Genomic DNA, 21,629 nt, shown 5'->3' on the forward strand with positions numbered 1-21,629 from the left:
GAATTTGCCTGGCGGCTGTAGCGCGGTGGTCCCACCTGACCCCATGCCGAACTCAGAAGTGAAACGCCGTAGCGCCGATGGTAGTGTGGGGCCTCCCCATGCGAGAGTAGGGAACTGCCAGGCATCAGATAAACGGAAAAGCCTCATGCGAAAGCATGGGGCTTTTTTGTATGCCGCTCAGCAACGGTGAGCGCCTGCGGGCAGAGTAAACCCGGTGCAGACCGGCAACTCGTCCCGCAACGGTAACGGGCAGCGACCCGCCGGCAGGATATCCGTTACCGGATGCCAGCGAAAATAACCCGCTTTCGTTCTGAATCCCGGTATCCTGATTTTACGCGCGACCAGACGCCACGCGCCTTCCTGCCCGCCAGGTTCTCCTCCTTTCCCTGAACCCCGCCCTTTACGCTTATCGCCGGAATGACCCCTGCGCGCGCTGTGCCGCCAGCCAGTCAGCGATAAACGCTGCTACCTGCGCGGGCTCGTTAATATCCAGTACAGGTAATTCCGCTTCAGATAACGGTCTGTCACTGGCAATGGCGATAACATGATCATCCGGCGTCAGTTCTGCAACGTCCCTCCCGGCACCCTCCCGGAACAGCATGATTTTCGCGATCGCCTCGTGTTTAAACCCTTCCACCAGAATCAGATCCAGTTGCGAGCTGTCCATCCGGCTCGCCAGATAATGAAGGTCTGGCTCGTGCTCTTCTGGTGTTTCTGTCATTAGCGCCCAGCGTTTCGCGCTGGCGACCAGCGTCTGCGCCGCACCTGCCTTGCGAAGTTCATAGCTGTCTTTACCCGGCGTATCCACATCCATATTGTGGTGAGTGTGTTTAATCAGGCCGGTACGGATGCCTCGCTCACGCAATAGTGGAATCAACGCCTTAAGCAGCGTCGTTTTTCCCGTACCGCTCCACGCGGCAATGCCCAGTAACGGAACCATTATTCCTCCTGCCAGCGTTCAAGCTCGGCCAGCGTATTCACATTGGCAAAGTCATCTTTATTCGCAAACGCTACGCTACAGCCATTAACCTCACGCAAGAAAACCATCACGCGACGCTCTCCGCGTGCGAGGTAATCAGCCAGAGGTGCTTTAAGGGAGTAATGCATCAATGCAATCGCAGGGTGATCGCGCTCGCCATCATTGGCCCACACAGCGGGTCTCGCGCCTTTCGCATTCCACAGACGTTGCGCGAGATCGGCAGGGATATGAGGCGTGTCACAAGGGCAAAAGAGATACCACTCGCTATTAAGTTGCTGCATGACAGAAAGCATCCCCGCGAGAGGCCCCGGAAAATCCGGGAGAGTATCCGTGATGACCGGATAACCGCTGGCGCGATAAGCCTCCAGATCCCGGTTAGCGCTTACCGCAACGTGCGCGACCTGGGCCGCCAGGCGCTCCGCCACATGCTTCCACAGCGCTTTGCCATTGAGCGTCATCAGCCCTTTATTTTTCCCGCCCATTCGCGTCGCCCGGCCGCCCGCCAGCACTACGCCGGTAATCGCGCTAAGCTTATCCAAGAATATCACCTCTTTTCATACGGTTTTGTCCCTGCTAACGTGTCGGCCAGATAAAAGGAGACCATGATGAAATGCAAACGTCTTAATGAAGTTATCGAACTGCTGCAACCAGCCTGGGAAAAAGAGCCCGATCTCAACCTGCTGGAGTTCCTGCAAAAGCTGGCTGCTGAATCCGGTTTTACCGGTGAACTGGCCGATCTTACCGATGATATCCTCATTTATCAGTTAAAAATGCGTGATGCCGATAAAGACGCGGTGATCCCAGGCATTCAGAAAGACTATGAAGAAGACTTCAAAACGGCCCTGCTGCGCGCCCGCGGCGTGATAAAAGAGTAAAAGCTTGTAAGAGACGCTCTCGCTGCGGCTTTGAGATGATATCCTGAAGCATTGCTTGTGTTTTCCGGGTATCGGGATGACAGATAACGCTTTTAATTTCCAGACGCTACAGCCAGACACCATCATGGACGCCCTGTTTGAACACGGCATTCGTGTGGATTCTGGCTTAACCGCGCTTAATAGCTTTGAAAACCGCGTTTATCTTTTTCAGGATGAAGATCGTAAGCGTTTTGTTGTGAAGTTCTACCGCCCTCACCGCTGGAGCGCCGAGCAGATCCGGGAAGAACATCACTTCGCGCTGGAGCTTGAAACCGACGAAGTGCCGGTTGCCGCGCCGTTGCGTCTGGATGGCGACACGCTGTTAACGCACGATGGCTTTATGTTCGCCGTGTTCCCGGGCCTCGGTGGCCGCCAGTATGAAACGGATAACCTTGACCAGATGGAGTGGGTTGGCCGTTATCTTGGCCGTATTCATCAGACCGGCAAGCAGCGTCTTTTCTCACATCGCCCTACTATCGGTATCAATGAATATCTGCTGGAGCCGCGCGCGATCTACGAGACCAGCTCGCTTATTCCTGCTTCGCTCAAAACCGCATTTTTGCAGGCGACCGATGCGCTTACGGGTGCCGTCATCGCCCGCTGGCAGCCGGGTTACGATGCCCTGCGTCTGCATGGCGACTGCCATCCTGGCAATATCCTCTGGCGCGACGGCCCGCTATTTGTCGATCTTGATGACGCCCGCAACGGCCCGGCCATTCAGGATCTCTGGATGTTGTTGAACGGCGATACCGCTGAACAGCGCATGCAGATGGAAACGATCCTGGAAGCTTATGAAGAGTTCACTACATTCAATATCAAAGAGCTTGAGCTGATAGAGCCGCTGCGCGCGATGCGACAGGTCTATTATCTGGCCTGGCTTATTCGCCGTTGGGAAGATCCGGCGTTTCCACGCAACTTCCCCTGGCTTGCTGAAGAAGATTTCTGGCGCCGTCAGACGGCGACTTTTAACGAGCAAATTCGGGCGCTCAATGAGCCTCCTTTACAACTAACGCCAATGTATTGATCTGTAATATTCAGGAGAGAGTAAATGATGAAAAAGATTTGGCTGGCGCTGGCCGGTATGGTGATGGCATTCAGCGTTTCCGCCGCCGATTATTCTGACGGGAAACAGTACAACACGCTGGAGAAGCCGGTTGCCGGCGCGCCGCAGGTAATGGAGTTCTTCTCCTTCTACTGCCCGCACTGCTACCAGTTTGAAGAAGTGCTGCACGTTTCTGACAGCGTGAAGAAAAAACTGCCGGCTGGCACCAAAATGACCAAATACCACGTTGAATTCCTGGGCCCGTTGGGTAAAGACCTGACGCAGGCGTGGGCGGTTGCGATGGCGATGGGCATCGAAGATAAAATTACGGCTCCGATGTTTGAAGCGGTGCAGAAAACCCAGACCGTACAGACCCCCGCTGACATCCGCAAAGTCTTTATCGACGCGGGCGTGAAGCCGGAAGAGTATGACGCCGCCTGGAACAGCTTCGTGGTGAAATCGCTCGTCGCGCAGCAGGAAAAAGCGGCGGCCGATGTGGGCCTGCAGGGCGTGCCTGCCATGTACGTTAACGGCAAATATCAGCTGAACCCGCAGGGCATGGATACCAGCAATATGGACGTCTTCGTCCAGCAATATGCGGATACCGTTAACTACCTGCTCGGTAAAAAATAATCGAATGCGTTAAACGAAAAAGCCGGTCACTGACCGGCTTTTTTATATTGCTGATAAATGGCCTCAAGCCTGGCGTCTTTCTCGCTCCACAGCCCGTTCAGCCACTGCTGGAAACCACGTTTAAAGTTTTTATCGTTAATGTAATCACCGTGCAGCGATGCCTCCACCGGCAATAAATCGATCTGCACCACAATACGCGTTAACTTTCCTGTGAGCATATCGTAAAACGGTGTGCGGTTATTTTCCGGGTAGCAGAGCGTCACATTCAGCATCTTATCGAATTGTTTTCCCAGCACATTCAACGCCATTGCAATGCCCGCCGCTTTCGGCGGTAGTAAATGCCGGAACGGTGAACGCAACTGGCGCTGTTTTTCTACGGTAAATCGAGAGCCTTCGACGAAATTCACGATGGTTGTCGGGTGATGGCGAAACTTTTCACAGGAACGACGCGTCGTTTCCACATCTTTGCCGCGTCGTTCCGGGTGACGCAGCAAATAGCTGCGGGAATAGCGGCGCATAAACGGCATATCCAGCGCCCAACAGGCGAGCCCAATAAAAGGCACCCATGCAAGCTGCTGTTTCAGAAAATATTTATTCATCGGAATATGCTTACGAAACAATACGCACAGCACCACAATATCTGCCCAGCTATGGTGATTGCAGATAAGTAAATACCAGCTCTTTTTATTTAGCCCCTGGAGCCCCTGTACTTCCCATTTAAGATGCGGATTCAGGTGCAGCAGCAATGCCAGCCCTTCGCACCAGCAATACATCATAAAATTGCAGAAGCGGGACACCGTGCGCCATACCGCTGGTACAGGCAGCACCAGTTTAATTATTCCGGCAAGGATAATCGGCACGGAGCATAAAATAGTCACCAGAATAGTAAGCACGATGCTGAGCATAAGCGTCAGCGCAGCGAGTAATCTCGACATAATAATTTTCAGGCGGTTAGATAAAATGCCAGTGACGGCAGAGGGCGCAGATTCTAACAGAAAACATTCCGACGTAATGAGCCGAAACGTAACGTGCGATGAATAACCGCCTGGTTTTAAGCGTGGCGTAAGCCAGACGGCAAAAGCCATTTTTTATATCCACAATAAAACTTTTCCGCTAAAAAATAATTAGCGGCGTCAGGGTTTTTATAAACCACTGATTTTTTGGATTATTTACAGCGCTTCGCTCCTTTTTTATCTCACGTTATTAATAGCTTAGGTTTTTGTGCACAAAGTTATCCACAAGCAGCATTGCGAGCGATCGCGCGGATCGACAAAACTTTCCACGCGATCGGCCCTTTGGGTTTCATGTTTTGCGCCAGGCTATGGCATCCTTTATCCATAACTTCATTATCAGGCACGGACATTATGGTTCAGATCCCAGAAAATCCCCTTATTCTCGTCGATGGCTCTTCTTACCTGTATCGGGCGTACCACGCGTTTCCGCCGCTCACTAACAGTGCCGGCGAGCCCACCGGCGCGATGTATGGCGTGCTGAATATGCTGCGTAGCCTGATACTGCAGTACCAGCCGACCCATGCGGCTGTTGTGTTCGACGCGAAAGGCAAAACCTTCCGTGATGAACTGTTCGAGCACTACAAATCCCACCGCCCGCCCATGCCTGACGATCTGCGTGCGCAAATAGAGCCACTGCATGCGATGGTTAAAGCGATGGGCCTGCCGCTTCTGGCGGTCTCCGGCGTGGAAGCGGACGACGTTATCGGTACGCTCGCCAAAGAAGCCGCCGCAGCGGGCCGCGCGGTGCTTATCAGCACCGGCGATAAAGACATGGCGCAGCTCGTCACGCCAGACGTCACGCTTATCAACACCATGACCAATACCGTGCTGGGGCCGGAAGAAGTGTGCGCGAAGTATGGCGTGCCGCCGGAGCTTATCATCGACTTCCTGGCGCTGATGGGCGACTCGTCCGATAACATTCCCGGCGTGCCGGGCGTCGGCGAGAAAACCGCTCAGGCGCTGTTGCAGGGGCTTGGTGGTCTGGACGCGCTTTACGCCAACCCGGAGAAAATCGCTGAACTCTCCTTCCGCGGTGCTAAAACCATGGCGGCGAAGCTTGAGCAGAATAAAGAGGTGGCGTATCTCTCCTATCAGCTGGCGACCATTAAAACCGATGTGGAGCTGGAGCTGAGCCACGATCGTCTGGAGGTGCAGCAACCGCAGGCTGATGAATTGCTGGCGCTTTTCCGGCAGTACGAATTCAAGCGCTGGACGTCCGATCTCGAAGCCGGGAAATGGCTCCAGTCCCGGGGCAAACCTGCCGCGAAGCCGACAGAAACGATTGTCGTTGAGGCCGAGCCGGAAGAAGAAGCCGTAGCGCTCTCGTCAGAGCGTTACGTCACTATTCTTGACGAAGAGACGCTTCAGGCGTGGATCGAGCGCATTAAAAACGCGCCGGTGGTGGCTGTGGATACCGAAACCGACAGCCTCGATAACCTGACGGCCAACCTCGTCGGCATCTCGTTCGCCACCGAGCCAGGCCTTGCGGCGTATATCCCGGTCGCGCATGATTACCTCGATGCGCCGGATCAGCTTTCCCGCGATCGCGTGCTGGAACTATTAAAACCGTTGCTGGAAGACGAATCGCTGGTGAAAGTGGGCCAGAACCTGAAATTCGACCGCGGCATTTTGCAGAATTACGGCATCGAACTGCGCGGCATCGCTTTCGATACCATGCTGGAATCGTACATTCTGGACAGCGTCTCCGGCCGCCACGATATGGACAGCCTCTCCAGCCGCTGGCTTAAACACACCACCATCACGTTTGAGCAGATCGCCGGTAAAGGCAAAAACCAGCTTACGTTTAATCAGATCGATCTCGAACAGGCCGGGCGCTACGCGGCGGAAGACGCCGATGTGACGCTCCAGCTGCACCTGAAGATGTGGCCAAAACTGCAGCAGCACAAAGGCCCGCTGAATATCTTTGAACATATTGAGATGCCGCTGGTGCCGGTGCTGTCGCGCATCGAGCGCAACGGCGTGAAAATCGATCCGGCAGTGCTGCACGCGCACTCGCAGGAGATTGCCCTTAAGCTCGCCGAGCTTGAGCAAAAAGCGCATGAGATCGCGGGCGAGCCGTTTAACCTTTCCTCCACCAAACAGCTGCAAACTATCCTGTTTGAAAAGCAGGGCATCAAGCCGCTGAAGAAAACGCCGGGCGGCGCGCCATCAACCTCAGAAGAGGTGCTGGAAGAGCTGGCGCTCGACTACCCGCTGCCGAAAGTCATTCTGCAATACCGCGGCCTTGCGAAGCTGAAATCGACTTACACCGACAAACTGCCGCAGATGATTAACCCGAAAACCGGCCGCGTGCATACCTCTTATCATCAGGCGGTCACGGCTACCGGGCGTCTGTCGTCCACCGATCCGAACCTGCAAAACATTCCGGTGCGTAACGACGAAGGCCGCCGTATCCGCCAGGCGTTTATCGCGCCGGAGGATTACGTCATTGTCTCGGCGGACTACTCGCAGATTGAGCTGCGCATTATGGCGCATCTATCGCGCGATAAAGGGCTGCTCAGCGCGTTTGCGGAAGGCAAAGATATCCACCGCGCAACGGCGGCGGAAGTATTTGGCCTGCCGCTGGAGAGCGTCTCTAACGAACAGCGCCGCAGCGCCAAGGCGATTAACTTCGGTCTTATTTACGGCATGAGCGCGTTCGGCCTGTCGCGCCAGCTCAATATCCCGCGTAAAGAGTCGCAGAAGTATATGGATCTCTACTTCGAGCGTTACCCTGGCGTGCTGGAATATATGGAGCGCACCCGTAAGCAGGCGAAAGAACAGGGCTATGTCGAAACGCTGGACGGGCGTCGTCTCTATCTGCCGGATATCAACGCCAGCAACGCGGCGCGGCGTGCAGGCGCTGAGCGTGCGGCGATCAATGCCCCGATGCAGGGAACGGCCGCAGACATCATCAAACGTGCCATGATCGCGGTCGATGGCTGGCTGCAGAAAGAGCAGCCGCGCGTGAAAATGATCATGCAGGTGCACGATGAACTGGTGTTTGAAGTGCATAAAGATGACGTGGAAGCCGTGTCGCAGAAAATCCATGAACTCATGGAGAACAGCATGCAGCTTGACGTGCCGTTGCTGGTGGAAGTCGGCAGCGGCGTGAACTGGGATGAAGCGCACTGATGCCCAAACACGCGTAGTCGCTTTTGTAACTTAGCAACATAACTAATAGATTTTTGTGATAGTCATTAGAAATTGCTATGTAAACTATGAAAAGAAATTACAAAAAGTGCTTTTTCCCGTCATAAAAAAAGGGTAGAGTTATCGACGTAGGGTACAGAGGTAAGATGTTCTATCTTTCAGACCTTTTACTTCACGTAATCGGATTTGGCTGAATATTTTAGCCGCCCCAGTCAGAAATGACTGGGGCGTTTTTTATTGCGTCGGAGAAAGCGGACGCGCGAGCCAGGCCCGCGCCGGGGAAGGTTACGCTTGCGGAGCGGCGTCTTCGGCCACAGGCGGCAGATCGTTAAACCAGCTGTCCAGCTTGATGCGCAGCTTATCCACGCCGGTTTTCTTCAGTGAAGAAAACGCTTCAACCTGTACGTCGCCGTTAAAGGCAATCACCGCTTCACGCACCATATTCAGCTGCGCTTTACGCGCGCCGCTCGCCAGTTTGTCGGCTTTGGTCAGCAGCACCAGAACGGGAATACCGCTGTCCACGGCCCACTCGATCATCTGCTGGTCGAGATCTTTCAGCGGATGGCGAATATCCATCAGCACCACCAGACCTTTCAGGCACAGGCGTTTTTCCAGGTACTCACCCAGCGCGCGCTGCCATTTGCGCTTCATCTCTTCCGGGACTTCGGCGTAGCCGTAGCCAGGCAAATCCACCAGACGCTTGCCGTCGGCGACTTCAAACAGGTTAATCAGCTGCGTGCGTCCAGGCGTTTTACTGGTGCGCGCCAGGCTTTTCTGGTTAGTCAGCGTATTAAGCGCGCTGGATTTTCCGGCGTTGGAGCGGCCTGCGAAAGCCACTTCAATGCCCGTATCGGAAGGCAGGTGGCGAATATCCGGCGCACTGGTCACAAAGTGCGTCTGTTGATAGTTCAACTGAGTCAAAACGGTCGTCTCCGTCAGGATAAGCTTAAGCAATAGCCGCGATTATACCTGAACAGGGCTAAAAGGCTGTTGTTCTCTCTGGCAGCTTACAAAACACCCGCGAGGTCTGTAAGAGATCTGCCCGTTTTACATTGAGATATCATCGGCTTGAAAGGCGGGTGTTTGAATTTTAGTTAAGTAAAAACAGTCAGTTAACCTTGCAGAAATGTCCTAAAATGGACTTTTAAGGCCGTTTGCGCCTTGAGCCCCTCGTTCAGGCTGGTAAAGTAATAGGCACGGGCAACGGAGTGTCGCAACGGATAATAACTCAGGATGAGGGGTCTGGAGCGTCAGGGCGACGAAGCACACAGCATACCAGGACGGTCAACGTCGGAGACGTTAACAAGGATAAAGGAACACGACACGGAGCGTTGTCGGCTGAAGGACAAACAGGGCGGGTTGTAAGCGCACCAGGACGGTGGATACCGATGACCGGTTAAAAAGTCAGGAAAAAAGGCGACAGGTTTACCTGTCGCCTTTTTTCTTTACTTGCTTTCTGCTAGATTCCGCCGCAATTCTATACTGTTTAAAACGGCCCAAGACGAAAAATTATGAAGCAACCCTCATCCTCTGTGCGCGGCAAAGGCCCCGCCAAAGCTAAAGCTCGCCGTAAAACGCGTGAAGAATTAAACCAGGAAGCCCGCGATCGCAAGCGCGATAAAAAGCACCGCGGTCATGCGCCGGGTAGCCGCGCCACGGGGGCCAGCGCGTCCGGAAAATCCTCCGGTCAGTCGGCACAGAAAGATCCGCGCATCGGCAGTAAAAAACCGATTCCGCTTGGAGTGAGCGACGCTCAGGACACCCGACCTCAGAAGCACCAACCACAACCTAAGAGTGAGAAACCTATGTTGTCACCGCAGGAAGAGCTGGACATGCTGGAGAACGACGAGCGCCTGGATGCGCTGCTGGAGCGCCTGGAAGAGGGGGAAACCCTGAGCGCGGACGATCAGGCGTGGGTTGATTCCCGTCTCGATCGCATTGATGAGCTGATGCAGCAGCTCGGCCTTTCTTACGACGACGAAGAAGACGAAGAAGAAGAGCAGCAGGAAGATATGATGCGCCTGCTCAAAGGCGGAAACTAACCCTTCCGATGGGGCCGACCGTCCTGCTTATACTCCTTCCGATAGTATGTTATCTGGTGTGGTTATTCGTTAAACTACACCGGCTGTCGCGGCGCCAGAAGTGGCTGCGCAGCCGGCTTATCACCCGCCATCCGGGTGGGCCAGTTCGCCGAACGCGTCGGCGAAACCGTCGGAAGGAGTAAGCATGTCTGAGCAGGTAATCGACTGGGATCTGGCCCTCATCCAGAAATATAACTATTCCGGGCCGCGCTATACCTCATATCCCACGGCTCTTGAGCTTTCTGAAACGTTTGGCGAGCCTGACTTCGCGCGCGCGGTCGCGCGTTATCCCGACAGGCCGCTCTCGCTCTACGTTCACATCCCTTTCTGCCACAAGCTCTGCTACTTCTGCGGCTGCAATAAAATCGTCACCCGCCAGCAGCATAAAGCCGACCAGTATCTCGATGTGCTGGAGCAGGAGATTATTCATCGCGCGCCGCTGTTTGCCGGGCGTTGCGTCAGCCAGCTGCACTGGGGCGGCGGTACGCCGACTTACCTCAGCAAAGCGCAAATCAGCCGCCTGATGGGCCTGCTGCGCGCGAATTTTCAGTTCAACGACGATGCCGAAATCTCCATTGAAGTCGACCCGCGTGAAATCGAGCTGGACGTGCTGGATCACCTGCACGCTGAAGGCTTCCGCCGTCTCAGCATGGGCGTGCAGGATTTCAATAAAGAGGTGCAGCGTCTGGTGAACCGCGAGCAGGATGAAGACTTCATCTTTGCGCTCATCAAACGCGCGCGGGAAGTGGGCTTCACCTCCGCCAATATCGATTTGATCTACGGTTTGCCGAAGCAGACGCCGGAAAGCTTCGCCTTTACGCTGCAACGCGTGGCGGAGTTGAACCCGGACCGCCTGAGCGTCTTTAACTACGCGCATTTGCCGGCGCTTTTTGCCGCGCAGCGCAAAATTAAAGAGGCGGATCTGCCGTCGGCGCAGCAGAAGCTCGATATCCTTCAGCAGACTATCCAGTCGCTGACCCACGCGGGTTATCAGTTCATCGGCATGGACCACTTCGCGAAGCCGGATGACGAGCTGGCTATCGCCCAGCGTAACGGCGTGCTGCATCGTAACTTCCAGGGCTACACCACGCAGGGCGACACCGATCTGCTCGGCATGGGCGTCTCGGCGATTAGTATGATCGGCGACTGCTACGCGCAGAACGAGAAAGAGCTTAAGCGCTACTATCAGGCGGTGGATGAGCAGGGCAGCGCGCTGTGGCGCGGGCTTGAGCTGACGCGCGACGACTGTATCCGCCGCGACGTTATCAAAGCGCTAATCTGTAATTTCCGGCTCGATTTCGCTGAGGTAGAAAAAGCGTGGTCGCTCCGTTTCGCCGACTATTTTGCCGAGGATTTGCAACTGCTGGCGCCGCTGGCGAAAGACGGGCTGGTGGACGTAAACGCGCGCGGTATCACCGTGACGGCGAAAGGGCGTTTGCTGATTCGCAACGTCTGCATGTGCTTTGACGTCTATCTGCGTCGCAAAGCGCGGCTGCAACAGTTCTCACGCGTGATATAAAAAAAGCGGGCATAATGCCCGCTTTTTTTAACTAAAGAAGTTGACCAGCGCTGCGCACAGCAGGGCGGCAATTGCCGTCTGGGGCGTATGGCCTGCGGCGGCGCCCGCCTCTGCGCTTTGCGTGGCGATATGGATCAGTGATTCCAGCATAACAACTCTCCCCCATAACCGCGCCCGATCATACTCAAGCCTGGCGGACAGTAAAGTATAAAATTAGAGCAATTTGCAGGCGACAGCGCTTTTTTACACAACGCTGCCGCTTACTCCATTCCCAGCTCTTTTAGCTTGCGCGTCAGGGTGTTCCGGCCCCAGCCCAGCAGACGCGCAGCCTCCTGTTTATGCCCTTGCGTGTGCCGCAGCGCCGTGGTCAAAAGCGTGCGCTCCATTTCCGGCTGTGCTTCGGAAAGCAGGTTTTGATGACCGGAACGCAGCGCCCTGTCGGCCCACTGCGCGAGCAGCGTCGCCCAGCTCTCCGGCAGCGCCTGCGACGGCGCGTCCGGCACGCTGGTTTCAAACAGCTCGGCAGGCAGATCCTGAATCAGCACTTCCTGGCCCGCGGCCATCACGGTGAGCCAGCGACAGGTGTTTTCCAGCTGACGCACGTTGCCGGGCCACGCGAGACGCGTCAGCGCGGCTTCCGTCTCCGGGTGGAGCTGTTTGGCTTCCACACCCAGCTCGCGCGCGGCCACCTGCAGGAAATGGCGCGCCAGACGCGGGATATCCTCGCGGCGCTCGCGCAGCGGCGGCAGATGCACGCGGATAACGTTCAGGCGGTGGAATAAATCCTCGCGGAATTTTCCTTCCTGAACGCGCAGCTCCAGGTTCTGGTGCGTCGCCGCGATAATGCGCACATCCACTTTTACTGGCGCATAGCCGCCGACGCGGTAAAACTGACCGTCGGCCAGCACGCGCAGCAGACGGGTCTGCACATCCAGCGGCATGTCGCCAATTTCATCAAGAAACAGCGTGCCGCCGTCAGCCTGTTCGAAACGGCCCTGACGAATCTGGTTTGCGCCGGTGAACGCGCCTTTCTCGTGCCCGAACAGCTCCGATTCGATAAGGTCTTTGGGAATGGCCGCCATATTCAGCGCGATAAACGGCGCTTTGACGCGCGGGCTGTGGCGGTGCAGCGCATGCGCCACCAGCTCTTTACCGGTGCCCGATTCGCCGTTAATCAGCACGCTGATGGAGGAGCGGGAGAGGCGGCCGATAATGCGAAACACATCCTGCATCGCCGGCGCTTCGCCGATGATGTCGGTGGTCGGGCCGAAAACCTGCGCGCTGCGCGGCTGCTGTTGCTCCTGGTAATGGCTGATAGCGCGCTCGACCAGCGCCACCGCCTCGTCAATATCAAACGGCTTTGGCAAGTAATCAAACGCGCCCTGCTGGTAGGCGCTCACCGCGGCGTCGAGATCGGAATGCGCGGTCATAATGATGACCGGAAGCATCGGATGACGCTGTTTGATCTGTTTTAACAGCGTCAGGCCGTCCATGCCCGGCATACGAATATCTGACAGCAGTACGTCCGGGGTTTTTGTGCTCAGCGCGTCCAGCACCTCGTTACCGCTTTCAAAGGTGGTGCAGCTTAAGCCTGCTCCGGTGAGCGCGCGCTCAAGCACCCAGCGAATGGAGCTATCGTCATCGACGATCCAGACAATCCCTCGTTGCATAATCACCTCTATTTCCGAATAGGCAGGAAGACCGAGAATTCGGTATGGCCTGGCCAACTGTTAAATTCGATTTTTCCCGAATGCTGATCGATAAGATTTCGGGCGATGGACAGCCCCAGCCCGGTGCCGCCCTCGCGGCCGCTGACCATCGGGTAAAACAGCGTATCCTGCAGATGCGCCGGAATGCCTGGCCCGTTGTCTTCCACGTCGATACGGGCGGCCAGGCGGTAGCGCACGCCGTGCAGCGTCAACTGAAACGCGGTGCGGGTGCGCAGCGTGATCTCGCCGCCGTCCTCGCCCAGCGCCTGGAGCGCGTTACGCACGATATTCAGCAGTACCTGTTCTATCTGGTCCGGGTCGTGGGTAAATTCCGGCAGGCTCGGATCGTAGTCGCGCAGAAGCCGAACGTTTTCCGGCAGTTCCATGGAGACCAGCTTCACCACGCGCTCGGCCACTTTATGGATGCTTTCGGTGACGTGCATGCCCGGCTGCTGCGGCCCTAACAGGCGGTCCACCAGGTTACGCAGGCGGTCGGCCTGTTCAATGATGACTTTGGTGTATTCCGTCAGCGACGGGTCGGGCAGGGCGCGGCTCAGCAATTGCGCTGCGCCTCGCAGGCCACCGAGCGGATTTTTGATTTCATGCGCCAGGCCGCGTACCAGATCGCGCGCGGCGACTTGCTGGGCATGCTGGAGCTGTTCCTGGCTTAAACGCCGCTGATTATCCATCGGGGCCATCTCCAGCAGGATCAGGCCATCCGGCAGACGTTGCGCCGTCAGGGAAAGAATGTGTGAGCGGCCATCAATGACCAGTGTCACTTCGTTATCGGTAAACCCCTGGCCCGCGTTCAGGCTCTCCTGCATCAGGCTGATATTCAGGGAGAAATAACTCAGCAGCTCCGGTAGTGGCGTGCCGTAAAGCTTACGTGAGCTTTGCGCGAGCAACTGCTGCGCCGCCGGGTTGGCGTAATGCACCGCCAGCTCGTCGTCGACCAGTAAAATGCTATTGATTAATGCGTTAAGGATCTGCCCAGCGTCGGGCAGCGTGCCTGTTGCCATCCAGCAGTCCCCCAGGGTTTGCACCATTTTAGTGCATTATAGCGTTTTAACGCTAAAAAGGGCGTTAAAACCGGTTTCGGGTGGTGAAAAAAGCCCATCCGAAGATGGGCTAAAGTTTCCACGGCAACAAAAAAACATTCGCGGATTTCACGCAGTGGCGACAACCTGAAATCCGCTGGCTATCAACATCAATAAATCATTACACGCTGTAGTAGAGTTCGAACTCTACCGGGTGCGGCGTCATGCGAACGCGATCGTTCTCTTCCATACGCAGCGCGATGTAAGCATCAATCGCATCGTCAGTGAACACGCCGCCTGCGGTCAGGAACTCGCGGTCTGCGTCCAGCGCCTGCAGGGCTTCTTCCAGAGAACCGGCAACCTGCGGGATCTCTTTCGCTTCTTCCGGCGGCAGGTCATACAGGTTTTTGTCCATCGCTTCGCCCGGGTGGATCTTGTTCTTGATGCCGTCAAGACCTGCCATCAGCAGGGCAGCGAAGCACAGGTACGGGTTAGCCGCCGGGTCCGGGAAGCGCACTTCGATACGACGCGCTTTCGGAGACGCAACCACCGGGATACGGATAGACGCAGAGCGGTTACGCGCGGAGTAAGCCAGCATAACCGGCGCTTCGTAGCCTGGTACCAGACGCTTGTAAGAGTTGGTGGTCGGGTTAGACAGGGCGTTGATGGCTTTGGCGTGTTTGATTACGCCGCCAATGTAATACAGCGCCTGCTCAGACAGACCCGCGTATTTGTCGCCAGAGAACAGGTTGGTGCCGTTCTTGGACAGAGACATATGGCAGTGCATACCGGAGCCGTTATCACCGAACATCGGTTTCGGCATAAAGGTCGCGGTTTTGCCGAAGCGGTGCGCGACGTTATGCACGACATATTTGTAGATCTGAATTTCGTCCGCTTTTTTGGTCATGGTGTTGAAGCGGGTTGCCACTTCGTTCTGACCGGCGGTGGCCACTTCGTGGTGGTGCGCTTCAACGACCAGGCCCATCTCTTCCATGGTCAGACACATCACAGAACGGATGTCCTGAGAAGAGTCAACCGGCGGAACCGGGAAGTAACCGCCTTTCACGCCCGGACGGTGGCCTTTGTTGCCGCCTTCGTATTTGGTGGAGGAGTTCCACGCGCCTTCGATGTCGTCAATCGCGACATGGGAGCCAGAAATGGTGCTGCCGAAGCGGATGTCGTCAAACAGGAAGAACTCAGGTTCCGGCCCGAACAGGACGGTGTCCGCGATGCCGGTAGAGCGCAGGTACTCCTCAGCGCGCTTGGCGATGGAGCGCGGGTCGCGATCGTAGCCCTGCATGGTGCCCGGCTCAAGGATGTCGCAACGAATAATCAGAGTAGGTTCTTCGTAGAACGGGTCAATGACAGCGGTGGAGGCGTCCGGCATCAGCACCATGTCAGATTCATTGATGCCTTTCCAGCCACCGATGGAAGAGCCATCGAACATTTTGCCTTCTTCGAAGAAGTCGGCGTTCACCTGGTGGGCTGGGATGGTGACGTGCTGTTCTTTACCTTTAGTATCAGTGAAGCGCAGATCCACAAACTTCACTTCATGTTCATTCAGCATCGTCAGAACGTGTTCAGCGGACATACTTAACTCTCCCGGATTTGTCATTGTCGTCGTGGTAACGAGGTCTTCAGTACTTATTAAAATTGGCGTTGCCGCCCTGAATTCTTTAAAGCGAAATCTGTGCCAACTTTCAAATTCCCCCAAAAAGGCGCTATGATGCGCGTCATAGTGCAAAAGGGCTGCACCACGATGGAGAGATTGCACCAATATAGTGCCTGTGTGTAAAAAACAAGCACTGTGTTGGTGCAATTTACGTTTAATAGCCCTTTTACCGCTGCGTGAAAAGGATCACAAAGCCTGGCGACAACACTTGTTTGCGTCAGATGATTGTGATCCTGTTTAGTCCTTCGATTAATACGTGTACAATAACGCGCTATTTCTAATGCCTGAGGCAAAGTTGTGATCGAAAAATTGCGTAACATCGCCATCATTGCGCACGTTGACCATGGTAAAACGACCCTGGTTGACAAGCTGCTGCAGCAATCCGGTACGTTCGACGAGCGTGCTGAAACTCAAGAGCGCGTGATGGACTCCAACGATTTGGAGAAAGAGCGTGGGATTACCATCCTCGCGAAAAACACCGCGATCAAATGGAATGATTACCGTATCAATATCGTTGATACCCCAGGGCACGCCGACTTCGGTGGTGAAGTTGAACGTGTAATGTCCATGGTTGATTCCGTGCTGCTGGTGGTTGACGCATTTGACGGCCCCATGCCGCAAACGCGCTTCGTGACCAAGAAAGCATTTGCCCATGGCCTGAAACCTATCGTGGTTATCAACAAAGTTGACCGTCCGGGCGCGCGTCCTGACTGGGTTGTGGATCAGGTGTTCGACCTGTTCGTGAACCTCGACGCGACCGACGAGCAGCTGGACTTCCCTATCGTTTACGCATCCGCGCTGAACGGTATCGCAGGTCTGGACCACTCTGATATGGCGGAAGACATGACCCCGCTGTACCAGGCGATCGTCGACCATGTACCGGCACCGGACGTTGATCTCGACGGCCCGCTGCAGATGCAGATCTCCCAGCTGGACTACAACAACTACGTTGGCGTCATCGGCATTGGCCGCATCAAACGCGGTAAAGTTAAGCCGAACCAGCAGGTCACTATCATCGATAGCGAAGGCAAAACCCGTAACGGTAAAGTCGGTAAAGTGCTGGGCCATCTGGGCCTGGAGCGTATCGATACCGATCTGGCGGAAGCTGGCGATATCATCGCTATCACCGGTCTTGGTGAGCTGAACATCTCCGACACCATCTGCGATCCGCAGAATGTCGAAGCGCTGCCGGCCCTGTCCGTTGACGAGCCGACCGTTTCTATGTACTTCAACGTCAACACCTCTCCGTTCTGCGGTAAAGAAGGTAAATACGTTACCTCTCGTCAGATCCTTGACCGTCTGAACAAAGAGCTGGTGCACAACGTGGCGCTGCGCGTTGAAGAAACCGAAGACGCTGACGCGTTCCGCGTGTCTGGCCGTGGCGAACTGCACCTGTCTGTTCTTATCGAGAACATGCGTCGTGAAGGTTTCGAACTGGCGGTTTCCCGTCCGAAAGTTATCTTCCGCGAAATCGATGGACGTAAACAAGAGCCGTTCGAGAACGTGACGCTGGACGTTGAAGAGCAGCACCAGGGTTCTGTGATGCAGGCGCTGGGCGAGCGTAAAGGCGACCTGAAAAACATGAATCCGGACGGCAAAGGCCGCGTACGTCTCGACTACGTGATCCCAAGCCGTGGCCTGATCGGCTTCCGTTCTGAGTTCATGACCATGACCTCCGGTACGGGTCTGCTGTACTCCACCTTCAGCCACTACGACGATATCCGTCCGGGCGAAGTGGGCCAGCGTAACAACGGCGTACTGATCTCTAACGGTCAGGGTAAAGCGGTCGCGTTCGCGCTGTTCGGTCTGCAGGATCGCGGCAAGCTGTTCCTGGGTCACGGTGCGGAAGTCTATGAAGGCCAGATCATCGGTATTCACAGCCGCTCTAACGACCTGACGGTAAACTGCCTGACCGGTAAGAAACTGACCAACATGCGTGCGTCCGGTACGGACGAAGCCACGGTTCTGGTTCCGCCTATCAAAATGACGCTGGAGCAGGCGCTGGAATTCATCGATGACGATGAACTGGTCGAAGTGACTCCGCTGTCTGTACGTATCCGTAAACGTCACCTGACGGAAAACGATCGTAAACGTGCCATGCGCGGTGCGAAAGAAGACTAATACGGTGCATCCGTAAACCAGGCAGGCGTTCGCGTCGCCTGGTATGAATAAAAAGCCGCTGAATTTTCAGCGGCTTTTTTTATATCAGAACGAATACCGTAACCCGAGACGTAGCCGGTACTGTTCACGATGATACTCATTCCAGCGGTCCAGCCACTGCAGTTCGACATAGGGCAGCCAGTGCTGATCGAGCTTATAGCGAAAGCCGTTGGTAATTTCCCAGTGATGGTCTTTGCCGTTTTTACTGTGGTAATCATTTACCCGCTGAAAGAAGTGCGGCTCAAACGTATACGCGAGTTTATCCGTGACTTTAAAATTCCAGTAATTGGCGAACTCGTGCGTGTCGTTTTTATCCATCTTCCCGTTAAAATCCGGCGTGTCGTAATTATTGTGGTTATAACGATAGCGAACCGTCAGATTAAACCAGGGCGTAAATTTATAATTAGTGTCTAAATAGAGCGCGCCGCCGGAGCCGTCGATACTGTCATTAATCAGCCCGCCGGGCTGGAACGTCAGGTTTTCTGTTGGTTTAAATAAGGGATACCAGCCTTCGATTTCATTATAGCTGTGCTTAATCTCGTCCCATTTCCCCACATTGTAGGCGTTGGTGGCCATCAGGCCGGCGCCCATATCAAAGTTATAGCCCGCGCGCAGGATAACCTCGTGCAATTCCGAGGCGGTGTTATACGCTTCACGGGTTTCGACATAGGCACCCGCGAAAGCCGCGCAGGGCACAGACGAACAGAGCAGTGCGGTTGCGATTCTCTTCATAGTATTTCCCTATAACAGGTACAGAAAGGCCGCCCCTTCTGTAAACAGAAGGGGAGGAGCGAAGATGGTTATCGTTATAACGTGACGGCTGACGCTTTATTGTCGGCGCTGACTTTTGGGGCGGCGGCGACATATTTCTTCCGCCTGGCAATTTCCTCAATAATAAAGACGAAGCGCTGTTCATTGAGCTTATAAAACAGCCCCATCGTGACGGCTGCGATTATCGCGAGCCCGCAGGGCCAGAGGAAAATCAGCTGGCGCAGGCCATCAAGCGTCGCAGGCGTTTGCAGCGCATTCGGCACATAGCCAATCTCCGTGAGCATAATGCCGGGCAGAAACCCCGCCAGCGCCGCGGAAATCTTGCGGGAGAAGGTATAGCCGGTATAGACCGATCCTTCGGCGCGAATGCCGGTTTTCCATTCGCCGTAATCCACCGTATCCGGCACCAGCGCCCAGTTCAGGCTGTTCACAAACGCGGTGCCGAAAAACGCCATGCAGGAAAACAGCACAAAACTGAGCGATGTCGTGCCCCAGACGTAATTGAAAATATCGCCCAGCGCCCAGAGCGTCAGCCCGCCGAGATAGACCTGTTTTTTGCCAAAGCGCTTCACCGCGCCCGGCACCATAAACACGCCCACCAGAATGCAGCCCATGCTGAAAAAGCCCATCCACGACAGCAGATGCAGATCGTTTAGCACGTACTGCGTGTAGTAGACCTGAATGGCGAGCTTGATATTAAATGCCGCCAGCGTGCAAAGATTGGCGATGCACAGCACCAGCAGCGGCGGGTTCTGGAAAATCGCGCAGAACGATTTCAGCATGCCGGGTTTATGTCCGGCGGGCACCACTTCTACATAGCGCTCGCGCACGCCGCAGTAGCAGAAGAACATGCTGATAAGCCCGACGAGGGCGAAAATCAGCGCTGCCGTCAGGTAGCCCAGCGACGGGCGCGCGACAAACAGCGACTGGATCGGCATAAAGCCGACGGTACAGAGCAGCAGCCCGAGCGTCGCGCCGCCCTGACGCCACGCGGCAAGATGCGCGCGCTCCTGCGGGTTTTTAGTGATGGCGGGCACCATCGCGCCATAGGAGCAGTTCATCAGGCTGTAAAACAGGCCGAACAGCATAAACAGCACCGTGGCGAGCGCGGTTTTCATCGCAAGCGGCAGATCGTTTGCCACAAACTGCGCCGTCGCCACCAGCGCCACCGGGAAGGAGGCGAAAAGAATAAACGGCCGGAATTTGCCGCGTGGGCCAGGCGCGCGCCGTGAATCCACCAGCACGCCGGTGAGCATATCGGTCAGCGCAGTGAAAAACTTCGCCACCAGAAAAATCACGCCGCCGTAAAAGGCCGGCAGGTGAAGCTCGTCGGTATAAAATTTCAGAAGGTAGAGCGTCCCGATGCACAGCATCAGATTGGAGCCAAAATCGCCCATGCCGTAAGAAAACTTCTCCCGCAGGCTCAGTCGCAGCGTCAGCGGGTCCTGACTGGTGAATGTCGTCATAGCCGTTCCTCAAAGCGAGGGCCCGCGCAGGCGCGGGCACCGTGATGGTTATGCGCCAGGCGAAAACGCCCGCTTACGGTTTTCCAGCTCATCCACAATCCGCACGTACATCTTCTCGTTAAGGTTGTAGAAAAAGCCCATCGCGACGATCGTCACTACCGCCAGCACGCACGGCCAGATGAAAATCAGCTCGCGCAGGCCTTCGGTCGTAGCGGCCGACTGTACGGCGTTCGGCACATAGCCGATTTGCGTCAGCATCAGGCCGGGGAAAAACCCGGCCAGCGCCTGGGAGACTTTGCGAAAGAAGGTGAAGCCGGTATAGACCGTGCCCTCTGAGCGCACGCCGGTGCGCCATTCGCCATACTCCACCGTGTCTGAAACCAGCGCCCAGTTCAGGCTGTTCACAAACGCGGAGCCGAAAAACGCGAGGCACGAGAACGCTACAAAGCTCACCGAACCGTTGCCGAAGGCGTAATTGAGCACGTCGCCCGCCGCCCAGATCAGCAGCCCGCCGATATAAACCTTCTTCTTGCCAAAACGCCGCACCGCGCCCGGCATCAGGAACACGCCGATAAAAATGCAGCCCATGCTGAAAAAGCCCATATACGACAGCAGAATCGGATCGTTCAGTACGTACTGGGTGTAATAGACCTGAATGGCGAGCTTGATGTTAAACGCGCCGAGCGTACAGAGATTGGCGATACAGAGCACGAACAGCGGCCGGTTGCCCGCAATGGCGCGAAACGACTGCAACAGCCCAGGCTTATGCGCGGCGCGCGCGGCTGGGGCTTCCACATAGCGCTCGCGCGTTCCCGCATAGCACCACCACATAAAGAGCAGGCCAAAGAGCGAAAACAGCGTGGCGGCGAAGATATAGCTTAGCTGCGGGTTGCCTTCGATAAGATTCATCACCGGCACAAAACCGACGGTACACAGCAGCAGGCCAAGCGTCGCGCCGCCCTGACGCCACGCGGCAAGCGACGCGCGCTCATCCGGGTTTTTCGTAATGGCAGGCACCATCGCGCCATACGAGCAATTCATCATGCTGAAGAACAGCCCGTAGAGCATAAACAGCACCGTCGCCATCACGGCTTTACCGGTTATCTCAAACGGCGTGCCGACGAAGTTTGCGATAGCGAGCAGCGTCACCGGAAAGGCGGCGTAGAGCACAAAGGGCCGGAACTTGCCTTTTGGCCCAATCCGGCGGCGCGAATCGAGCATGATGCCGGTGCCCATGTCCGTAAACGCCGTAAAAAACTTGGCAATCAGAAAGATAATGCCGCCATACGTGCCCGGCAGCCCCAGCACGTCGGTATAAAACTTCAGCAGATACAGCGTGCCGATATCCAGCAGGATATTGGAGCCCAGATCGCCCATTCCATAGGCGACTTTTTCTCTGAACGGCAAACGCAGCGTGGCTACGACTTGATTCTGAACGGTATTTGTCTGAGACATTGTTTTTCTCCATCGCACACGCAGG

The 21,629-nt window shown here is 55.6% G+C and carries 18 protein-coding genes and 1 rRNA gene; 8 read left to right on the plus strand and 11 right to left on the minus strand.

What is annotated here, in order from left to right; all coding sequences use genetic code 11:
- Window positions 1–7: 7 nt before the first annotated feature.
- A 5S ribosomal RNA gene (gene rrf, locus G9X48_RS16360) occupies window positions 8–123 on the plus strand.
- A 283-nt stretch (window positions 124–406) separates the two neighbouring features.
- Here rrf and mobB read toward each other — a convergent pair.
- Both mobB and mobA read right to left on the minus strand, forming a co-directional pair.
- Window positions 407–940 (minus strand): molybdopterin-guanine dinucleotide biosynthesis protein MobB, encoded by a 534-nt coding sequence (gene mobB / locus G9X48_RS16365; RefSeq protein ID WP_097641164.1) that lies wholly within the window; start codon window positions 938–940, stop codon window positions 407–409.
- Window positions 940–1,518 carry a molybdenum cofactor guanylyltransferase MobA gene (gene mobA / locus G9X48_RS16370; RefSeq protein ID WP_085046930.1) on the minus strand — a complete coding sequence of 193 codons (579 nt, stop codon included), beginning with the start codon at window positions 1,516–1,518 and terminating at the stop codon, window positions 940–942. Before mobA ends, mobB begins: the two co-directional genes overlap by 1 nt.
- Window positions 1,519–1,584: 66 nt before the next feature.
- On the opposite strand from mobA, the gene G9X48_RS16375 reads away from it, so the two are divergent.
- The 3 genes from G9X48_RS16375 (at window position 1,585) to dsbA (ending at window position 3,568) form a co-directional block, all read left to right on the plus strand.
- The gene (locus G9X48_RS16375; protein WP_004387679.1) at window positions 1,585–1,854 is read left to right on the plus strand and encodes a YihD family protein; all 270 of its coding nucleotides are present in this window, start codon (window positions 1,585–1,587) and stop codon (window positions 1,852–1,854) included.
- Window positions 1,855–1,930: 76 nt separating this feature from the next.
- Window positions 1,931–2,917, plus strand: a complete 987-nt coding sequence (locus G9X48_RS16380; protein ID WP_097641163.1) for a serine/threonine protein kinase — start codon at window positions 1,931–1,933, stop codon at window positions 2,915–2,917.
- A 27-nt stretch (window positions 2,918–2,944) separates the two neighbouring features.
- Window positions 2,945–3,568: a thiol:disulfide interchange protein DsbA gene (gene dsbA, locus G9X48_RS16385; RefSeq protein ID WP_004387681.1), complete on the plus strand. Its 624-nt coding sequence runs from the start codon at window positions 2,945–2,947 to the stop codon at window positions 3,566–3,568.
- 26 nt (window positions 3,569–3,594) lie between these two features.
- On the opposite strand, the gene G9X48_RS16390 is transcribed toward dsbA, so the two are convergent.
- Window positions 3,595–4,503: an acyltransferase gene (locus tag G9X48_RS16390; RefSeq protein WP_004387682.1), complete on the minus strand. Its 909-nt coding sequence runs from the start codon at window positions 4,501–4,503 to the stop codon at window positions 3,595–3,597.
- A gap of 429 nt (window positions 4,504–4,932) precedes the next feature.
- On the opposite strand from G9X48_RS16390, the gene polA reads away from it, so the two are divergent.
- The gene (polA, locus tag G9X48_RS16395; protein WP_097641162.1) at window positions 4,933–7,716 is read left to right on the plus strand and encodes a DNA polymerase I; all 2,784 of its coding nucleotides are present in this window, start codon (window positions 4,933–4,935) and stop codon (window positions 7,714–7,716) included.
- A gap of 303 nt (window positions 7,717–8,019) precedes the next feature.
- Here polA and yihA read toward each other — a convergent pair whose 3' ends face one another.
- Window positions 8,020–8,655, minus strand: coding sequence for a ribosome biogenesis GTP-binding protein YihA/YsxC (gene yihA / locus G9X48_RS16400; RefSeq protein ID WP_032971933.1), 636 nt, complete (start codon window positions 8,653–8,655; stop codon window positions 8,020–8,022).
- Window positions 8,656–9,245: 590 nt separating this feature from the next.
- Here yihA and yihI point away from each other — a divergent pair.
- Both yihI and hemN read left to right on the plus strand, forming a co-directional pair.
- The gene (yihI, locus tag G9X48_RS16405; protein WP_007872060.1) at window positions 9,246–9,776 is read left to right on the plus strand and encodes a Der GTPase-activating protein YihI; all 531 of its coding nucleotides are present in this window, start codon (window positions 9,246–9,248) and stop codon (window positions 9,774–9,776) included.
- A 184-nt stretch (window positions 9,777–9,960) separates the two neighbouring features.
- Window positions 9,961–11,334, plus strand: a complete 1,374-nt coding sequence (gene hemN, locus G9X48_RS16410) for an oxygen-independent coproporphyrinogen III oxidase (protein WP_097641161.1) — start codon at window positions 9,961–9,963, stop codon at window positions 11,332–11,334.
- 27 nt (window positions 11,335–11,361) lie between these two features.
- Here hemN and G9X48_RS16415 read toward each other — a convergent pair whose 3' ends face one another.
- The 4 genes from G9X48_RS16415 to glnA form a co-directional block, all read right to left on the minus strand.
- Window positions 11,362–11,484 (minus strand): YshB family small membrane protein, encoded by a 123-nt coding sequence (locus tag G9X48_RS16415; RefSeq protein WP_004387688.1) that lies wholly within the window; start codon window positions 11,482–11,484, stop codon window positions 11,362–11,364.
- 110 nt (window positions 11,485–11,594) lie between these two features.
- Window positions 11,595–13,004, minus strand: coding sequence for a nitrogen regulation protein NR(I) (gene glnG, locus G9X48_RS16420; RefSeq protein ID WP_004387689.1), 1,410 nt, complete (start codon window positions 13,002–13,004; stop codon window positions 11,595–11,597).
- A gap of 8 nt (window positions 13,005–13,012) precedes the next feature.
- Entirely contained in the window at window positions 13,013–14,062 is a 1,050-nt protein-coding gene (gene glnL / locus G9X48_RS16425) for a nitrogen regulation protein NR(II) (RefSeq protein WP_007797649.1), read from the minus strand.
- 199 nt (window positions 14,063–14,261) lie between these two features.
- Window positions 14,262–15,671, minus strand: coding sequence for a glutamate--ammonia ligase (glnA, locus tag G9X48_RS16430; protein WP_004387691.1), 1,410 nt, complete (start codon window positions 15,669–15,671; stop codon window positions 14,262–14,264).
- 378 nt (window positions 15,672–16,049) lie between these two features.
- Between glnA and typA the strand changes: the two genes are divergently transcribed.
- Window positions 16,050–17,873 carry a ribosome-dependent GTPase TypA gene (typA, locus tag G9X48_RS16435; protein ID WP_004387692.1) on the plus strand — a complete coding sequence of 608 codons (1,824 nt, stop codon included), beginning with the start codon at window positions 16,050–16,052 and terminating at the stop codon, window positions 17,871–17,873.
- An 84-nt stretch (window positions 17,874–17,957) separates the two neighbouring features.
- On the opposite strand, the gene ompL is transcribed toward typA, so the two are convergent.
- The 3 genes from ompL to G9X48_RS16450 form a co-directional block, all read right to left on the minus strand.
- Complete coding sequence (gene ompL / locus G9X48_RS16440; RefSeq protein ID WP_007872040.1) at window positions 17,958–18,644, minus strand: porin OmpL; 687 nt, start codon at window positions 18,642–18,644, stop codon at window positions 17,958–17,960.
- 74 nt (window positions 18,645–18,718) lie between these two features.
- On the minus strand, window positions 18,719–20,149 hold the full coding sequence (locus G9X48_RS16445) for an MFS transporter (RefSeq protein WP_105629623.1): 1,431 nt from the start codon (window positions 20,147–20,149) through the stop codon (window positions 18,719–18,721).
- Between the two features lie 48 nt (window positions 20,150–20,197).
- Window positions 20,198–21,604, minus strand: a complete 1,407-nt coding sequence (locus G9X48_RS16450) for an MFS transporter (protein WP_097641158.1) — start codon at window positions 21,602–21,604, stop codon at window positions 20,198–20,200.
- Window positions 21,605–21,629: the final 25 nt, after the last annotated feature.

It is taken from the genome of Cronobacter sp. HA18006, from assembly GCF_011605445.1.
Classification (GTDB): Bacteria; Pseudomonadota; Gammaproteobacteria; order Enterobacterales; family Enterobacteriaceae; genus Cronobacter; species Cronobacter sakazakii.